This window comes from Sporosarcina sp. FA9, from assembly GCF_051550205.1.
Classification (GTDB): domain Bacteria; phylum Bacillota; class Bacilli; order Bacillales_A; family Planococcaceae; genus Sporosarcina.
In genome coordinates, this window is the sequence record NZ_CP188819.1 from 1,742,541 (window position 1) to 1,759,293 (window position 16,753).

Genomic DNA, 16,753 nt, shown 5'->3' on the forward strand with positions numbered 1-16,753 from the left:
TGACACCTGCTGACTACTTCTGAAAATTTTCCATAAGAAAATAATGAATAAATGTTTTAGAAATGGTTGATTAGTGGTATAAGTTAGTTATGGAGGTGGGGTAGTATGAATTTTATGTACATAGCAATTTTTCTAATTGCCATCGCTTTTGCAATTGTTTCGATTTACATTGCTAAAATATTGCTTCGTGTTTCTTCTGTACTTTCAACGTTAGGACTAACATTGGAAAAGGTTGAGAGCCAATTGGATGATTCAATTATGAATGTGGAGAGCATGATTATCGAAACAGAACAAACAGTTATGGATGTTGAAAGAAAACTGATTGCCACGGATGGATTATTTACACTGGTGAGCAATGTAGGGGATTCATCATTAATGGTGAGTGAACAAATTCATATAAGCACAAAGAGTTCTGCTCAAGCTCAAATGCAATCAAGATTGAAACCGTTTGTTCGAATAATTCAATTCGGAGAGTTTGCTTCAGTTTTAGTGCGATCATGGCATAGGGGCTCTAAACCCATTCGTTAAGGTGGAAATACATTGAAAAGAGGGATGATTTATGGACTTATCTGGAATTGGCGTATTGCTAATTGGAATTGCTTTTTTAGTTCTTGCTATTTTTCTTGCACGTGTTTTAAATAATATCGCAGGCGTTTTAAACGGCGTTGGAAAAACAGTTGAACAATTACCGAATCAGTTGGATTCTATTTTTACTGAAACAGGAAACTTAATTCATAATAGTAATGATACTCTTGCTGATGTAAATGAAAAACTTGGAACGTTAACGCCTATCTTCCATATCGTGGGCGATGTGGGGGAGTCAACTCGTAAATTATCATCAGCACTTGTTGACGCTACTGCTTCCACAACGAAAAAATGGAATGACACGGATTTTGAAGTGAAGAACAAAAGAATTGGTGGAATATACGGACTCACAACACTTGGGTACTACTTGTTTGGTAAAAGAAAAGAGTTCAATACAACATCCTTTTACAAAGAAGGTAAAGTTCGTGCGAATGAACTTAAACAATTGAAAGCGGAAGCACGGGAAGAAGCAAAAAATAATATATAATATAAAAAAGCTTGCAGTCGAAGTAATTAAACTTCGCTGCAAGCTTTTCCTATTTTACAAGTTGTTCTTTAATGATCTCTTTTTTCTGTGACAAATAATAAACGAACGCGAGTAGACCATATAAACCTTGGAACCTTTTCCTTTGCGTAAACTCTTTAGCTTCTGATGTATTCTTTTTAAGTGCAAAAGTTTTCTCGAGAGCCATTTCAGAGAAGTCTCTTGAAGCTTCACCGGCGTCCTGGACTATTTGAAAGAGTGGATTTATTTCCTTCACTTGATTGTTTACATTCACTAATGTTTCATTACCTTTTTGAAAGACTTCAGACGCTTGTCCTGTGACGTCGGATAACATAGATGGTAATTGGTCTGTTGTTTTTTGTAAACTCTCTAGTACTGTTGTGAGCTTCATCAGCGGTTTTATTAAAAGGAAAACGAGAATCATAAATGCGATTCCGATGATTAATACCCCGATACCTAACCAGTCCATCTATTTCGCCTCATTTCAATTCATTTGATAAAAGATTAGTTGCGATGCTCAATTTGTTTTTGCGGTTCTGGCAATCTTTTTAGCTGTTTATTTCTATTTTCTTTTGGGCTCTTTTTTGTATCGGCTTGCTGAAATCGGTAATAAGCCCGGGCAAGTACTTCTGTTAGGATGCTTGCTTGTTTCATGATTTTCACATGTTGTTCTGGAGGTGTTTTGATTTGATTGGAGACACTTTGGATAGATTCATTTAAATAGTTGGAAGAACTACTTAAGTTTTTTGCAGATTGGCTTAAGCCGTTAAATGCTTCCAATTTAGTTTCCGCGTTTTCAGCAATTTGATTTGTTTTATTCATAAGCTTTTCTGTTTCTTCTGTTATACCACCAATTTTAGTCTCAACCCTCTTTAATGTTTCCGAAACTTCGTTCATTGTTTGTTTTGCATTTTTCAATGTAATGACAATGAAAATGGCGATTAGTAGTAAAGATAATGCCGCTATAATTGCACTTACATATAAAAGAATTTCCATGAATAAGAACCTCCATTTCTTTTGAATTTTAGCATGTCTAAGCTATATGTACCACTATATAGATATATTTAAACTGCATCCTTTATTTAAGTGTATTATTTCGAAATAAATGAATTCGCAATGGGTTTAGTTTACTATATATATTTTAGTTTTGTTACAATAGTATTGATCCCCTGTGTTATAATAGACTATGAATTTAGTTTACTTAAAAATTAGTTTAAATAGAAGAATGTGAGGGGCTAGAATGAATAGGAATGTACGTGGGGAGATTAAGAACTTTTCAATCGGGTTACCAAAGAAGATGAAATATGGGGAAGACAAAGAAGTGGTGACCGCAATCTGTAAAGAAACCGTGGAAGAAGCTTTTTTGGAAAAACAGGGATTTATCGGGGATGATGTTGCCGATTTAAGATTTCATGGAGGTCCCGACCGCGCGGTGTGTGTGTATTCATATGAACATTATTCTTTCTGGGAAAAAGAATTTGGAAGCCCATTACCTTCTTCCGCATTTGGTGAAAATTTGTTGGTGGCGAATATGTTGGAACAGAATGTTTTTATTGGGGATGTATTTCAAATTGGTGAAGCCGTAATACAAATTACGCAAGGTAGGGTGCCTTGTCATATTATTAATAAAAGGACGAGTAATGAAGTACTATTAAAGAGAATGGTAGAAACGGGTTATACTGGTTATTTATGCCGAGTGATAAATGAAGGTATGGTTCGCCACGACTCTGAAATCACTTTAATTAAACCGCATCCCAAACAAATATCAATAGATTTTGCAAATCAAATATTTTTCCATAGACCCAAAGATATTGAAGGAATCAAGAAGATATTAGAGGTTTCAGAATTGGCTGAAGAGTGGCAGAAACCATTGTTGAGACGTCTGGAAAAACTTACGAATTACGCTTGAAGCTTATTTTTTAGGAATAAAATAATGAAATAGCCTGTTTCATAAATCGTTTCTTACGGTCTATTAGACAGGCCTATTTAGTATCGTATTAATATCTATTTTTGTAAAATTGAAAAACTGAACAAGTCTGACCCCATCAAATAATAGATAATTGACCCCTTCAACGGAATGACTTATTCAGTTAGACTAAAAAATAGAATGGAAATACATAAAATACAGCATAATTGGAATTTTAGATATGAGAGGAATTGAGAAGTATGAAGATTCAACGTGCACTTACAATAGCAGGTTCCGCGGCACGAGGCGGTGCTGGAATTCAAGCAGATTTAAAAACATTTCAGGAATATGATGTATTTGGTACTTCTGTGATTACAGCCATCGTTGCAAGTAGTGAAAAAACGGGTACAGGAATCTTTCCGCAAACACTGGAAGCAATTGAAGCTCAATTATATACAATAGAAAAAGACATTGGAATAGACGCTTTGAAGTCAGGAATGCTGTTTACGAAAGAAGTGATTAGTTATGTAGCAGATTGGATCGCAAAATCAGATGTGAAAAATATTGTAGTAGATCCGGTGATGATTGGAAAAATGGGATCTGCGTTATTGCAGGAAGATGCAATGGAAGCTATGAAAATGGAATTACTGCCTCTCGCAACAATTATTACGCCAAATATGCCCGAAGCATCGTACTTATTAGATGGTATGGAATTGAATTCTGTCGAGGATTTAAAAGAAGCCGCAAAAAAATTGCGCGAACTTGGTCCGAACTATGTACTCGTTAAAGGTGGGCGATTGGTGGGTCCAGCAGTTGATGTGTTGTATGACGGGGAACAATATTACTTATTGGAAGCACCTCGAATCGACACAATGAATACGAACGGTGCGGGATGTACGTATTCTGCGGCGATTACAGCCGGTCTCGCAAAAGGCCTTTCGGTATCTGAAGCAGTAATTGATGCAAAAAAGTTCATTACAGCAGCAATACGCTACTCACTTAGCTTTAAAGATGGTGTTGGACCAACATATCATGCGGCTTATGGAAAGTTTAGCGAAGTTGATTGTACAGTTACTATGGTAAAAAATTGATGTCTTGTAAGGCGTTCGGATAAAAAAATGATAAAACAACTTTGGGGACTGTGATATAGTTCCCTTTTTGTATATTAAAGTTTAAATAAGTTTATGTTTTATTTGTTTACTTCTAATGCAAAATTCATTTATTAATGAAACAGAAATAGAGGGATTTTGAAAAATACGTGTACCTAATAAAGGATGGTATAATGATTCATTTCTTCGAAAGAAAATTAAGATTTACAGATTTAGAAGTTTGGGATATCCAATGCGGAGAAAAGATTTATCGTATGTTTATTTCAGATGAAAATCGTTTGCCTAATTCAACAGACTTTGACTTGCCAAATAGTACTTTAGAAGAAGATGAGGTAGACGGAAGAAAAAACATAATAACCGTCAGCGTTTATTCTTCCGAACCAGTAATTGATAAACATATTGAGTATTTGGATCAGTTTGCAAAACAATTAACTGATCATATAGCTTTAGCCCATTGTTATGTTGTAGTAAACTTTTATACAGGCATCATAGACGAGGTTTTCGAGAGATTAATAAAAGAAAAATCTAATTTAGAATATGAAAAAATACCATTAATGCAACTTTGGCACCTAAATCAAAACTGAAAGTATACATGTACGGGTTACGGGAGGTTGTTTATGAGATTACTCTCTATTATTTTCATACTATTCTTTATTCCTTTAATTTTGATGGGCTGTACTGGAAGCCCTGGACAAAGTTATGGGGGAACGTTAAGTAAGAAACAAGTACTAAAATTAGATCCAGAAGCAGATATATTTGAATTTGAGGATCAAATTTATAAAGCAGGTGTGGATTGGATCGAAGAAGAAGAGTTAACAAAAGGAAAACTAATAGGAGAAATAACGAATGGAGTGGCGACTAAATTACCTATAGGAACTAAAATCTTTTCCCCGAATGAAAGACTGGATATTTTGATTGTTGAGTCTGATGGGAGAGAAATAAAATACTTACTACAAATTGGAGAATGAAGACCTTTTTCTTTCATAATGAAGCCATTACCCAAACGATTTTTTGATAAACCACTTTAAGCCCTAATACAGTGGAATACATGCTTATTTACAGCGAAGGACTACTAGAACATTCGGATAGGAAATGATGCTATGTTAAAAAAGAGGTTACTATATATACTATTTGCGATTGCGGCATTGGGATATTTTATTTGGTTTCAAAACAATTCGATTTCCACAAGTCAAACAGTTATTCCTTTAGGAAACCTCCCAGTAGGTTTTGATCAATTTAAAATCGTACATTTGTCTGATCTGCATAATAAAAGTTTTGGGAAAGATCAGCAAATGCTCATTAGAAAAGTCAACGGACTTCAGCCGGATATCATTGTGTTTACCGGAGACCTTATCGATTCCAACAGGGCAGGTGATAATGCGGGACTGATTTTAATGGAAAAGCTTACCGCCATTGCTCCAGTGTATTATGTTTCAGGAAATCATGAATGGTGGTCTGGAACGTTCTGTTCACTGGAACTCTCTTTAAAGGATATAGGGGTACAGGTTTTAAGAAATGAACACACTAGCATAGAAATAGGAAATGACAAAATTAGTATTTCAGGCATTGACGACCCTGCACATGATAGAAATGGTCGGTCAGAACAAGAGATAGTAGAGGAAGACATTGGAAAGTTAAAAGAGGAACTTGAGGAACGTACTTTTTCCATTCTTTTATCGCATCGTCCAGAACTGCTAACCCTCTATGCGGAATCTGGGTTTGATATGATTTTTGCCGGCCATGCACACGGTGGACAGGTAAGACTTCCCTTTTTCGGTGGTTTAGTCGCTCCGAACCAAGGATTTTTACCAACCTATACTGCTGGCAAACATGATCTGGATCATACGGTGATGATGGTCAGCAGAGGACTCGGGAACAGTATTATACCTTTAAGATTATTCAATCGTCCAGAAATTGTGGCGGTCACATTGGAAGCGGTGAACAATTAACCTAGTAGTAAAATAGGAGGCGATTTGGTTGAGAAAATTAGAACCTATTATTTTATTTGCTATATTTTTTAGTGCTTGTAACCAATTCTAACGGGGGGATCAATTTGCAGATTCTTATAAAGGAATACGATAAAAGAGACGATGAACAATTAAAAGAGCTATTTGATTTATCCTTTGTGGATGAAGGTTTACTAAATATAATAAGGAAATCTAAGTTCAAATTTGCATACTCGGCATTTGTTAAAGATAAATTAATAGGTATGAGTTTTGGATGGATGAGCAGTTTTCATCCGTATTGTACTTATTTCAGAATTTTAAGCAACCCGTTTTATGCGATGAATGATGTGGAAGAAAAATTGCTTTCCAAGGTTGAGAGCCTGGGAACAATGGATTTACCATTGCAAACTTCTATTTGGGAAACTTCAATTAACATAAAGAGTATTTATGAGAGAAATGGATTCAAGGAAATTAGAAAAACGTATATGCCTACTCTTCAAGTATCGAACTTTAAAGCGGAATTACCATATAGCGATGAAAATAACCATATGATCAAAACGTTAGCAGAGATTTCATTAAATAAAGAGCTGATGGAAAAGTTAGCTCTTCTCGTTAAAAGAAACTATGAAAAAACACATACAGTCAATCCAGTAGTTAGCACAGGACTAGATGAATGGAAAAAAATGATTTTAGCAAATGATGTATTGTTAGATGGGAGTTATATTTGTTTAGACGCTTTCGGAAAGGACATAGCTGCGTATTCATTTCTTCATGAATCAGAAAGTGAAGATTCGTATGAATTAGGATGGTGTGGACACTCAAAAAAGCTGTACAAAAGTTTAATTCCTCAATTAATAGTCCGACAAATAAAGTATTCCATTAATGAAAAAGTGAAAGTTATTATAGGTGAATTCGACACAACAGATAGCTGTGCAATGGAAGTATTAAAAACATTTCCTTTTGCTCCTTGCCCTACTTGGATTACTTATCAAAAGAAGTGAAGGATTCACCATAGCGTACAGTAACTACATAAGAATTGTGCTTAAATCGCTTCAGTTAGGAGACAGGATCATGTCTAAAAAGAAAGATGGGCTTGCTTTAGTTTTATTCGTATTGGCTATATGGATTTCGCTCAGTGAATTTTTGAGGAGAGAAGTTTTAATTTCTAAGTTATTTGCACTCTTGTTTCTTATCGTCTCGCTGTATCTCTTTTTTGTGACCGTAAGAGATTTATTTAAGAAAAGAGCTTGAACATTCAATTAGCATTTATAAACAAATTAGTACCTTTACTCAAAGAGGACTATAGAATTTCATTGGAGACATTTCTTTTCAAACACGAGAAAAAATTAGCCCTGTAAACACTTGCCCCTTTCCACTTCTACCTTACTCATGTAAAATAGTTACTGTCGATAAAAGTATTGGTATGTTATGAAGGTACATTTGCTACTTTGACTAATTTTGTGATTTTTAATAAAAATAATTAAGCGTTTTTGGATGAAGGATTTACCTTGCATCCTATAAAGAGAGGAATTGAATTTGAAAGTGAACGATAATTTTTGGCTTGATTTACCACGACCGTTTTTTATATTAGCACCGATGGAAGATGTCACGAATATTGTGTTTCGCCATGTTGTAGCAGCAGCAGCAAGTCCTGATGTTTTCTTCACAGAGTTTACGAATACCGAAAGTTATTGTCACCCTGAAGGAATCTTTAGTGTTCGTGGGCGCTTGACGTTTACAGAAGATGAACAACCTATGGTGGCTCACATATGGGGAAATAAGCCTGAACACTTTAGGGAAATGAGTATTGGTATGGCAAAACAAGGATTTAAAGGTGTCGATATCAATATGGGGTGCCCTGTGCCAAATGTGGCGGCAAAAGGAAAGGGAAGCGGTCTAATCCGTTACCCAGATAATGCAGCAGAAATCATTCAAGCTGCAAAAGCGGGAGGATTACCTGTCAGTGTGAAAACGCGACTAGGTTACACGGATTTAGCAGAGTGGCGAGGTTGGTTGACGCATATTTTTGAGCAAGACATCGCCAATCTATCGATTCATCTGCGCACTAAAAAGGAAATGAGCGTTGCGGATGCTCACTGGGAACTGATTCCAGAAATTAAGAAGCTACGTGATGAGATAGCACCAAATACACTTTTAACAATCAATGGAGATATTCCTGACCGTAAAACGGGAATGGAGCTCGCTGAAAAATACGGTATCGACGGGATTATGATTGGACGAGGTATTTTTAAAAATCCTTTCGCCTTTGAAAAAGAGCCAAGAGAACATAGTAGTAAGGAACTGCTCAATCTCTTAAGGTTGCAGCTAGACCTTCATGATAAATATTCAAGAGAATTAGAGCCACTTCCATTTAAACCACTTCGCCGCTTTTTTAAAATTTATGTTCGTGAGTTCTCAGGAGCTGGAGAATTGAGAAATCAATTGATGAGCACAGAAACAACAGATGAAGTTCGTAAAATGCTCAGTAATTTTGAACAATAAAATGTTGAAGAGCGAAGAAAGGTATGACAGCGAGCATAGATTTTGATATGTGGTTGTATCAAGAAAATGCTCCGCTTCATCAGTGTTTGTTATCTCGAATCAAAGTACGGAAGTGTAGTAAAGAGCATTAAGCAAACAAAGCCATCTATCTTATCGATAGATGGCTTTTTCCATATTGTAATCTGATTCAAAAGGATTGAAATGATATAGTAAGTAAAGATATGTAACTTCCGAAAGGGGATTATGGGTATGAAAGAGATTTTATTAACAGGAAAACAAGTCACATTAAGAGTAATGACGGAAGATGACGCGAATTGCCTTTATAATGTTGCACAGGACGAACGAATTTGGATGCATATGTTGAATCGAATGGAAACACAAAAAGACATGGAGACTTATATTTACGCAGCACTTAACGCAAAAGAACAAGGGAATGAGTACCCATTCGTCATTATTCATAATGAAACAAATAAGATCATCGGCTCGACACGATTTATGGATATCAATTTGGCTCATAAACGTTTGGAAATCGGAAACACATGGCTTAATCCAGAATTTTGGCGAACGCCAATCAACACTGAGTGCAAGTATTTGCTGTTCACACATTGTTTTGAGGAATTAAAATTGAATCGAGTGCAGCTGAAAACAGATCATGAAAACACTCGTTCCCAACAAGCCATCGAAAGGATTGGTGCGAAAAAAGAGGGGGTTCTTCGCAATCATATGATTCGTGTAAACGGAACGATTCGTCATACCGTTATGTTCAGTGTGATTAAGGAAGAATGGGCAGTTGTGAAAAAGAATCTTGAAGTAGTATTGAGTTAGTTTTTGAATAGCTTCTCAAAAATAAGCAAGGCCAGCAATCCATTAAGATATACATTATAATTAGATATGTACACTATTAATTACGAGTTTGATTAATAAATGAATTTTATTAGGGGGATCATTCCTTGACTACTGTTGAGAAAGAAACAATGATTGCTGAAATCGATTATGTTGATGATAAGGGAAATGGACAAGCTGTATTGTGGCGTGAAAGTACGGGGAGCAATCCTAAAAAATTAAGATTAACGATTCCACGTACAATCCCAGGCGAGTCTGTAGAAGTTGTCTTGAAGCATCCAATTATGAGAAAGAAAAAAGCCATGCCGGAAGAAATCTTAGTCGCTAGTCCTGAACGAACAGATGCGTCTTGTCCACATTACAACCTTTGTGGGGGTTGCATGTGGCAACACTGGAGTTACGAAGGTCAACTGAAGCAAAAAACGAATCATGTGAAGGAAGCGCTGAGAAGTGTCGGTTTGAATTCCGACTTGGTAAGGGATACAATTGGTATGGATAACCCATGGCATTACCGTAACAAGATGGAATTCACTTTTTCTCCAGAAGGAGATATAGGCTTACATGAGCAGGGGAACTACCTTAAAATTATACCTCTTGAAACTTGCCTAATCGCGGGCCATAACATTGTCGATGCGATGCTGGAAGTGAGCGAGTGGGTAAAAGAGTTCGGCCTTAAAGGCTATAACAAGGACATACATGAAGGGCTCCTGCGTAATTTAATGGTTCGGGAGTCGTTTGCTACTGGTGAAATTATGCTTGCGCTATTTGCTACGGAAGCACCTGACGGAGAATTGAAAGTCTCTAGTGAAAACCTTATCGAGCGAATCACAGAGAAATTTCCAAATGTGAAAAGTCTTCTTTGGTTAGTGAACACGGATTGGGCAGATCGTACACAGTCTGAAGAAAATCATGTCCTTGCGGGTCGTGACTTCATTTACGATGAAATGGCGGGCTATCGCTATCGTCTTTGGTTTGATACATTTTTCCAGACAAATCCCGTACAGGCTGAAAAACTCGTTGAACTTGCTTTGGAAATGGGTCAACCAAAAGCAGATGAAAAAGTGATCGACCTTTTTTGCGGTGTTGGTACATTCTCTTTGCCATTTGCGGCGCGTGTAAAGGAATTGGCCGGAATTGAAATTGTCGAATCTTCCATTGAATCCGCAAAGCGAAATGCTGTGGATAATGATTTGCATAATACGACATTCCTTGCTAAAGACGCAAGACTTGGACTTGCCGAAATACATGAGAGCTTCGGCTTCGCAGATCTTCTATTAATTGACCCACCACGTTTTGGGGCTGGGGGAAAAGTGATGCGTCGTATTGGCCGATCTCAACCGAAACGGATTGTCTATGTTTCTTGCAAACCGGACACATTCGCAGTTGACATCGCGGAATTACAGCAGTTTGGGTATTCACTTCAAAAAGTACAACCTGTTGACCTGTTTCCCCAAACAGTGCATGTGGAATGTGTTGCGCTTTTGACGTTGGATGCATAAAAAGTGTCTTATTTAGCTGTCGAAAAAAGCTTTAATGTAAAACAGGGAGCGAACGAAGATGTCTATCGTTGGTTACCTGTTTTTTTACGTCAATTTTTCTAAACATTGACAAGATATTGCTTTTCACTCATATCATCCCTGCCCCATATGTCAAATGCCTGAATGTGCGACATAAAACTCAGATGCAATTCTAAATTGACTTTGAATGCGATCGTGACTTAGACAGTCAACCTCGTTTGATGAAAAAATTGATTATTGAAACGATGATGAAAGATATATATATATAGGCTGCCAACAAAAACAAATAGAGAGAAGGTGCATGAAAATACTCATGCACCTTCTCTCTTTACATGTAATATCAGAAATTGTGAACTCTGTTTGTGTAAGACAATCTGTCCGAATATACTGAACCCTTTCGAATAGACGAAAGAAGCGTAACAACTCTATTTTTCACGCCGAGAAGTATTACATCTTTACCAATTGCGATGAAAGCGGCGAAAAGGATAGGCATTTTAGACAATTTCGCCAACCTTCCACTATTGTTAGGGGTCGTTTATAATTCAGACGGCAACATGCTTCGTATGTGAAGTGGGGCCCTATACACCTGATCATAAAAAGTGGAAGTGCATTGATTATTTTTTCACTTCTTGTTGTACGTATTGTTCTCGAAGTTTATATTTCAATAGCTTTCCTTGCAAACTACGAGGCAAGACTTCAACAAAATCAACGGAATGAGGTTTTTTGAAACTGGCTAGCTTGCCATCGCAAAATTGAATGATTTCTTCTGCTTCCGCAGTTTCACCTTCACGTAGGATGACAATAGCTTTTACCGTCTCGCCCCATTTTTCGTCTGGTACACCGATGATCGCAACGTCTGCTATTTTCGGATTTTGATGTAAAACTCCTTCAACTTCAGCAGGATAGACATTCATAGCACCCGACAAAATCATATCTTGCTTCCGGTCGACAATATAGAAATAACCTTCCTCATCTTGCACTCCCAAATCGCCTAATCCTAACCATTCTCCGCGAAATGCTTCCTCAGTTGCTTCGGGATTTTTATAATACTCGTCACATAAAGTGAGTCCTTTAACCATGATTTCACCAGTAGTACCCACTGGAACTTCATTTCCTTCATCGTCTACTAATTTAACTTCCATTCCTAACATGGGAAGTCCAACTGAACGGTCTTTATCTTGTTGGTATTCAGGAAATAGGTTAGTAGAGCCTCCGTGTTCAGAAGCGCCATAAAATTCGTTTAAATCAACATCTTTAAAGAACGTGAACACTTTTTCTTTTGTACTCGTATGAAGGGGGGCGCCGACAGATATGAGCGTCTTCATAGACGACGTATCAAATTGGTTTTGAAGGGCTTCAGGTAAAGAGAAAATTGCATCGAACATCGGCGGTGCCATGAACATATTCGTTGGTTTTTCTTGTTCCATTGCTTTGAGTACTTCAACAGGATGGAATCGGTCTAAAATATGAACTGAATTTCCGACGAGTAGGTTTGGTAAAGACGTCGACATTGCAGCTGCTCCGTAAAGCGGTCCAGCGACCAAACATTTTCCGCCACGTCCAACTGAAAACTCGATACTGAAAAGTAAAGCAACTAAATACATACTCCTATGTGAACGGACAGCACCTTTTGGATGGCCAGTCGTACCACCTGTATACATAAAACAAGCTGTGTCCGTTTCTTTTAATGGCTCATTAGGAACAGGTTCAGTCTTAGGATAACTTGCAAGCCACTGCTCATATTCTTTGACCACAAGTGTATTAGATTGACCGACTGAAATGAGATGCTGTACGTCTTTCGTTTCCTTTAAAATAGATTCTATTTCACTTTCAAACTCATTCAAATGCCAATCCCCTGTAGTGCATGTGCGAGTTGGTTGATACGTTCATTAAATTCGCGGTAAGTAAAACGCTTATCTTTAAAAGAGAGCGCTTCCTTTTCCGCGTATCGAACTGCATTGAGCTTGATAGGATCACTGAACAACATATGTTGCATAAAATATCCCCCTTTGTTTTGAGTGGTACTCAATATGTTATTCAACAAAAGTGTCACAACTCCTTTTATTGAACACGATACTAACGCAATTCAGAATTGACCTGAACGTTTTGTGCACCTAACAAAAAGTTCTTCAAAAAATACTTGCACTTAACGTAAACGTCAATGGTAGAATCAAGTTATAGTTGAATATTCAAATAATAAAAGGAGGCTGACGTGAAAGATATTACTAAGCTTGCCCAAACATACAATGTAACGACACGTACAATTCGCTATTATGAAGAACTTGGCATGTTAAAACCTGAAAGAACGCCCGGCAATAAGCGAATTTATCCAAAATCAGAAATTGTCAAAATGAAGCTCATCGTTCGCGGGAAAAAGTACGGCTTCACACTTGATGAAATTAAAGAGATGATTTTGCTATTTAATAAAGACCGGACGGGAAAACAGCAACTGGAACGAACGATTGAGTTTGGAAAGGAAAAGATTTTGCAAGTTGAAGAAAAAATAAAAGAATTAGAAGACATTAAAAAGGAAATGGAGCAGCTGCTTGTTGTCTTCAATAAGAAACTGCATCATCAATAAGGGGGAAATGAGATTTGAACAGTTCACAATTATTGGCACGTAATGCGAGAAAGTATCCAGAAGCAGAAGCGGTTATCGGAATGGAGAAACGATACACGTATAAGGAACTTGATCAATTCGTCAATCGATTTGCGCATGGACTAAAAGATCACGGCATTAAAGAAGGGGACAAGGCTGTAATTTATATGCCGAATGTTCCCGAATTTGTCATTGCTTATTTTGCTGTCCAGCGAATCGGTGCGATTGTTGTTCCTATCAATGCAAAAATGACGCTGTCAGAAGTGGAATATGTTCTTGAAAACTCCGAAGCCAAAGTATTCATTGCACATGAACTGTTATTTGGTGCTGTTGAAAAATTATCAACCGAATTATTGTTAATTAAAACAGGCGATGCAGTAAACGGATGGAATGATTTTAATTCAGTACTCGTTGAAAATGAAGTACCTATTGAATGTAATTTACCGGATACTGCGCTTTCGACCATTTTATATACCTCGGGGACGACAGGGAAACCAAAAGGCGTGCTGTTTAACTACAAGAACATTTTTACGGTCGCACAAATGATTTGTATCGAAATGGAAATGAAACCGGAGAGTCGGTTACTTCTCATGATGCCACTCAGTCATTCGGCTCCGCTTCATTTGTTTTTCATGGCAGGCATGGTGGTTGGTGCCACGGCTGTTCTTACACCGATGTTCACACCTGAGCTGTTACTTGAAACAATTCAACAGGAAAAGACTACCCATTTCTTCGGTGCACCTGTCGCGTATTTACTCACAGCGAAGCATCCAAAAATGGAACAAGCTGATTTGTCTTCAATGAAATGGTGGATCTATGGGGGGGCACCATTATCAAAACCAGAAGTTGAATTTGTTCAACAACAATTTAAAACGGACAATCTAGTGTGTGTATATGGACTCACTGAGGCGGGCCCAAATGGCACGGTCCTAACTGGAAAAGAGCATTCTGCGAAAGCGGGCAGTATTGGCAAGAGAGCCGCACTTCATGCGGAAATAAAAATCGTTAATGACGCCGGAGAAGTGGTCAAGCCAGGTGAAGTTGGGGAAATTTTGCTGCGCGGGGAAGGTAATATGCTCGGTTACTATAATAACGAAGAAGCGACAAAAGAAGCGTTTAGCGGAGATTGGTTGAAGACGGGTGATTTAGCCAAAGTCGATGAGGATGGATTTATGTGGATAGTCGATCGTAAAAAAGATTTGATTATTTCCGGGGGCGTCAATATTTATCCGAAAGAAGTGGAAGAAGTGCTTGTCACGCATCCGGCAATTCATGAAGTGGCTGTTGTGGGTGTGCCCCATCCTGAGTGGGGAGAAACCGTAAAAGCTTATTTTGCGGCAAGTGAACTACTAGATTTGGAAACGGTGCAACAATTTGCTGCTGGAAAACTTGCTGACTACAAAGTTCCGCGTCTATATGAACAAGTGGAGGCACTACCTCGGAACACCTCGGGTAAAATATTGAAACAGCCGTTAAGGGAGAGAGATGCACATGGTGTTACAACAAGCTGAAATTAAGACAACTCAAAACTTCTTTGTAGGGGATGAAACGCTCCAAACGATATTAAAAGAATCCTTATCTGAAGAGTTTTATGTATATGCCGTAAAAGAACTTAACCAATTTGGTTCATTAGTGTCAAATGAAATTGACGAACGTGCCCGCCATACAGACCGGGAAGGGCAACCACGATTAGAAAAGTACGATAAATATGGCGATGATATTTCCGAAGTGTGGGTCAATGAAGGATATAAAAAAACTGTGGCGGAAACGTATCAAACTGGGATTGTTGGTTATGTGCATAAAGAAATTCCTGCCCTTGGCCATAAAGGGAATTATGTATATAGTTTTGCGCAAGGGTATTTGCTATCGCAAGCAGAACCTGGTTTCTATTGTCCCGTGACGTTGACGCAAGCAACGGCTTATTTATTAGATAACTACGCTAGCGATGCCGTTAAAGAGCGATTTTTACCACATGTTTGTGCAACAGGCGATGTCGATTTATTTGAAGGGGCTACCTTTTTAACAGAAAGGCAAGGTGGCTCAGATGTCGGTGCAAATGTCGTTCAAGCAGTACCGGATGGTGATCAGTATCGTTTATACGGAGAGAAGTATTTTGCTTCAAATGTAGGCATGTGCGGCGTTGCAATGGTTCTTGCAAGAATAGAAGGGGCAATCGAAGGTTCTCGTGGCTTAAGTTTATTTGCCGTACCTTGGCGGAAAGAAGACGGTTCATTGAACGGTATCAAGATTCGACGTTTGAAGGATAAGCTCGGCGTACGGGCGGTTCCTTCCGGAGAAGTCGAATTTGAAGGGGCACTTGCGTATCTCGTTGGGGATTCAACAAAAGGGTTTTATTACATGATGGAAGCGTTGAACTTATCCCGAATTTGCAACGCAATCGCTTCACTGGGCATCATGCGCCGTGCATTAAACGAAGCGACGATGTACGCAGAAAGACGAAATGCATTTGGTAACCGGCTCACTGCCTTTCCGATGGTTCAAGACACGCTTGCAACGTTGAAAGCAAAATTGGAAATTGAAATGGCCACCACATTTGATTTGATTAATGATTACGACAAAGTAACAGCAGGGGTTGCAACAGAAGTTGAGATAATCTTAAACCGCTTGAAAATTGCCTTGCTTAAAAAAGAGTCCGCCGAACAAGCCATTCATTTTTCCCATGAAGCTATTGAAATGCACGGGGGAAATGGCTATATCGAGGATTTCGTCACACCCCGACTACTCCGAGATGCACAAGTCTTAACCGTGTGGGAAGGCACCGCCAATATTTTAGGCATGGAACTCGTCCGACTGGTGAATAAATACGAAGCACACACACTATTTATTCAAGAGATGACCACACGACTAAGTGCAATTCCAGCCAGTCAATGGAAGGGAACTGTGGAGAGTGCATTAAAGAAATTAGCGAAGAGCCTTGAAACGTTTGCAAGTTTAGCACCTGAAATGCAAACAATCGAAGCGAAAAAACTAATGGAAAAGATGGCACACCTATACGAAGGCGTCGTTGCACTTGAATGGGCGGCGAAGCACGGAGGCCGCTATGAACAACTGATGGAAATCTTTATCGAAATGCATTGGGTGGAGAGAGAAGTTGGTGAAAAGAAAAGTAGCGTGAAATATTTTGGGGAAGTATTTTAAAGCAATCAATAAAGCAGTCTCAGAAGATACTTTCAAGGACTGTTTTATTTTGCTCGTTTAAGTTGGAAGTAGCTGACATCAT

General features: G+C 38.2%; 19 protein-coding genes. 15 read left to right on the top strand and 4 right to left on the bottom strand.

Features of this window, described 5'->3' with window-relative positions:
* Positions 1-105 precede the first annotated feature (105 nt).
* Positions 106-528, top strand: a complete 423-nt coding sequence (locus ACP8HH_RS08515; protein ID WP_438318612.1) for a DUF948 domain-containing protein — start codon at positions 106-108, stop codon at positions 526-528.
* A 31-nt stretch (positions 529-559) separates the two neighbouring features.
* A complete protein-coding gene (locus ACP8HH_RS08520) occupies positions 560-1,072 on the top strand; it encodes a DUF948 domain-containing protein (RefSeq protein ID WP_438318615.1) in 513 nt (170 codons plus the stop codon).
* Between the two features lie 49 nt (positions 1,073-1,121).
* Here the strand turns inward: ACP8HH_RS08520 and ACP8HH_RS08525 are convergent, their stop codons facing one another.
* Both ACP8HH_RS08525 and ACP8HH_RS08530 read right to left on the bottom strand, forming a co-directional pair.
* Positions 1,122-1,559: a DUF948 domain-containing protein gene (locus tag ACP8HH_RS08525; RefSeq protein ID WP_438318618.1), complete on the bottom strand. Its 438-nt coding sequence runs from the start codon at positions 1,557-1,559 to the stop codon at positions 1,122-1,124.
* A gap of 35 nt (positions 1,560-1,594) precedes the next feature.
* Positions 1,595-2,086, bottom strand: a complete 492-nt coding sequence (locus ACP8HH_RS08530) for a DUF948 domain-containing protein (protein WP_438318621.1) — start codon at positions 2,084-2,086, stop codon at positions 1,595-1,597.
* 244 nt (positions 2,087-2,330) lie between these two features.
* Here ACP8HH_RS08530 and ACP8HH_RS08535 point away from each other — a divergent pair, with 244 nt between their 5' ends.
* The 10 genes from ACP8HH_RS08535 (at position 2,331) to rlmD (ending at position 10,895) form a co-directional block, all read left to right on the top strand.
* The gene (locus ACP8HH_RS08535) at positions 2,331-2,999 is read left to right on the top strand and encodes an MOSC domain-containing protein (RefSeq protein WP_438318624.1); all 669 of its coding nucleotides are present in this window, start codon (positions 2,331-2,333) and stop codon (positions 2,997-2,999) included.
* 257 nt (positions 3,000-3,256) lie between these two features.
* Positions 3,257-4,087, top strand: coding sequence for a bifunctional hydroxymethylpyrimidine kinase/phosphomethylpyrimidine kinase (gene thiD / locus ACP8HH_RS08540; RefSeq protein ID WP_438318627.1), 831 nt, complete (start codon positions 3,257-3,259; stop codon positions 4,085-4,087).
* 191 nt (positions 4,088-4,278) lie between these two features.
* Positions 4,279-4,689 carry a hypothetical protein gene (locus tag ACP8HH_RS08545; RefSeq protein ID WP_438318630.1) on the top strand — a complete coding sequence of 137 codons (411 nt, stop codon included), beginning with the start codon at positions 4,279-4,281 and terminating at the stop codon, positions 4,687-4,689.
* 33 nt (positions 4,690-4,722) lie between these two features.
* Positions 4,723-5,073, top strand: a complete 351-nt coding sequence (locus ACP8HH_RS08550) for a hypothetical protein (RefSeq protein ID WP_438318633.1) — start codon at positions 4,723-4,725, stop codon at positions 5,071-5,073.
* 132 nt (positions 5,074-5,205) lie between these two features.
* Positions 5,206-6,054: a metallophosphoesterase gene (locus tag ACP8HH_RS08555; protein ID WP_438318636.1), complete on the top strand. Its 849-nt coding sequence runs from the start codon at positions 5,206-5,208 to the stop codon at positions 6,052-6,054.
* Positions 6,055-6,158: 104 nt separating this feature from the next.
* Complete coding sequence (locus ACP8HH_RS08560; protein ID WP_438318639.1) at positions 6,159-7,052, top strand: hypothetical protein; 894 nt, start codon at positions 6,159-6,161, stop codon at positions 7,050-7,052.
* A gap of 70 nt (positions 7,053-7,122) precedes the next feature.
* Complete coding sequence (locus tag ACP8HH_RS08565) at positions 7,123-7,302, top strand: hypothetical protein (protein ID WP_438318642.1); 180 nt, start codon at positions 7,123-7,125, stop codon at positions 7,300-7,302.
* A 291-nt stretch (positions 7,303-7,593) separates the two neighbouring features.
* Positions 7,594-8,553, top strand: a complete 960-nt coding sequence (locus ACP8HH_RS08570; RefSeq protein WP_438318645.1) for a tRNA dihydrouridine synthase — start codon at positions 7,594-7,596, stop codon at positions 8,551-8,553.
* 249 nt (positions 8,554-8,802) lie between these two features.
* Positions 8,803-9,378, top strand: a complete 576-nt coding sequence (locus ACP8HH_RS08575) for a GNAT family N-acetyltransferase (RefSeq protein WP_438318648.1) — start codon at positions 8,803-8,805, stop codon at positions 9,376-9,378.
* Positions 9,379-9,527: 149 nt separating this feature from the next.
* Complete coding sequence (rlmD, locus tag ACP8HH_RS08580; protein ID WP_438319083.1) at positions 9,528-10,895, top strand: 23S rRNA (uracil(1939)-C(5))-methyltransferase RlmD; 1,368 nt, start codon at positions 9,528-9,530, stop codon at positions 10,893-10,895.
* Between the two features lie 632 nt (positions 10,896-11,527).
* On the opposite strand, the gene ACP8HH_RS08585 is transcribed toward rlmD, so the two are convergent.
* Entirely contained in the window at positions 11,528-12,757 is a 1,230-nt protein-coding gene (locus ACP8HH_RS08585; RefSeq protein WP_438318652.1) for a class I adenylate-forming enzyme family protein, read from the bottom strand.
* Positions 12,754-12,909 (bottom strand): AMP-binding protein, encoded by a 156-nt coding sequence (locus tag ACP8HH_RS08590; protein ID WP_438318655.1) that lies wholly within the window; start codon positions 12,907-12,909, stop codon positions 12,754-12,756. The genes ACP8HH_RS08585 and ACP8HH_RS08590 overlap by 4 nt, the downstream gene beginning before the upstream one ends.
* Positions 12,910-13,125: 216 nt before the next feature.
* Between ACP8HH_RS08590 and ACP8HH_RS08595 the strand changes: the two genes are divergently transcribed.
* From ACP8HH_RS08595 to ACP8HH_RS08605, 3 genes are read left to right on the top strand one after another with little or no spacing between them, the layout of a single operon-like run.
* Entirely contained in the window at positions 13,126-13,494 is a 369-nt protein-coding gene (locus tag ACP8HH_RS08595) for a MerR family transcriptional regulator (RefSeq protein ID WP_438318658.1), read from the top strand.
* Between the two features lie 14 nt (positions 13,495-13,508).
* Positions 13,509-15,023, top strand: a complete 1,515-nt coding sequence (locus tag ACP8HH_RS08600; protein ID WP_438318661.1) for a class I adenylate-forming enzyme family protein — start codon at positions 13,509-13,511, stop codon at positions 15,021-15,023.
* On the top strand, positions 15,004-16,671 hold the full coding sequence (locus ACP8HH_RS08605) for an acyl-CoA dehydrogenase family protein (protein WP_438318664.1): 1,668 nt from the start codon (positions 15,004-15,006) through the stop codon (positions 16,669-16,671). The genes ACP8HH_RS08600 and ACP8HH_RS08605 overlap by 20 nt, the downstream gene beginning before the upstream one ends.
* Positions 16,672-16,753: the final 82 nt, after the last annotated feature.

Excerpts from the sequence above, each read along its gene's own strand:
- ACP8HH_RS08515 (WP_438318612.1), top strand. The coding sequence starts at position 106 with ATGAATTTTATGTACATAGCAATTTTTCTAATTGCCATCGCTTTTGCA.
- ACP8HH_RS08520 (WP_438318615.1), top strand. The coding sequence starts at position 560 with ATGGACTTATCTGGAATTGGCGTATTGCTAATTGGAATTGCTTTTTTA.
- ACP8HH_RS08525 (WP_438318618.1), bottom strand. The coding sequence starts at position 1,559 with ATGGACTGGTTAGGTATCGGGGTATTAATCATCGGAATCGCATTTATG.
- ACP8HH_RS08530 (WP_438318621.1), bottom strand. The coding sequence starts at position 2,086 with ATGGAAATTCTTTTATATGTAAGTGCAATTATAGCGGCATTATCTTTA.
- ACP8HH_RS08535 (WP_438318624.1), top strand. The coding sequence starts at position 2,331 with ATGAATAGGAATGTACGTGGGGAGATTAAGAACTTTTCAATCGGGTTA.
- thiD (WP_438318627.1), top strand. The coding sequence starts at position 3,257 with ATGAAGATTCAACGTGCACTTACAATAGCAGGTTCCGCGGCACGAGGC.
- ACP8HH_RS08545 (WP_438318630.1), top strand. The coding sequence starts at position 4,279 with ATGATTCATTTCTTCGAAAGAAAATTAAGATTTACAGATTTAGAAGTT.
- ACP8HH_RS08550 (WP_438318633.1), top strand. The coding sequence starts at position 4,723 with ATGAGATTACTCTCTATTATTTTCATACTATTCTTTATTCCTTTAATT.
- ACP8HH_RS08555 (WP_438318636.1), top strand. The coding sequence starts at position 5,206 with ATGTTAAAAAAGAGGTTACTATATATACTATTTGCGATTGCGGCATTG.
- ACP8HH_RS08565 (WP_438318642.1), top strand. The coding sequence starts at position 7,123 with ATGTCTAAAAAGAAAGATGGGCTTGCTTTAGTTTTATTCGTATTGGCT.
- ACP8HH_RS08575 (WP_438318648.1), top strand. The coding sequence starts at position 8,803 with ATGAAAGAGATTTTATTAACAGGAAAACAAGTCACATTAAGAGTAATG.
- rlmD (WP_438319083.1), top strand. The coding sequence starts at position 9,528 with ATGATTGCTGAAATCGATTATGTTGATGATAAGGGAAATGGACAAGCT.
- ACP8HH_RS08590 (WP_438318655.1), bottom strand. The coding sequence starts at position 12,909 with ATGCAACATATGTTGTTCAGTGATCCTATCAAGCTCAATGCAGTTCGA.
- ACP8HH_RS08605 (WP_438318664.1), top strand. The coding sequence starts at position 15,004 with ATGGTGTTACAACAAGCTGAAATTAAGACAACTCAAAACTTCTTTGTA.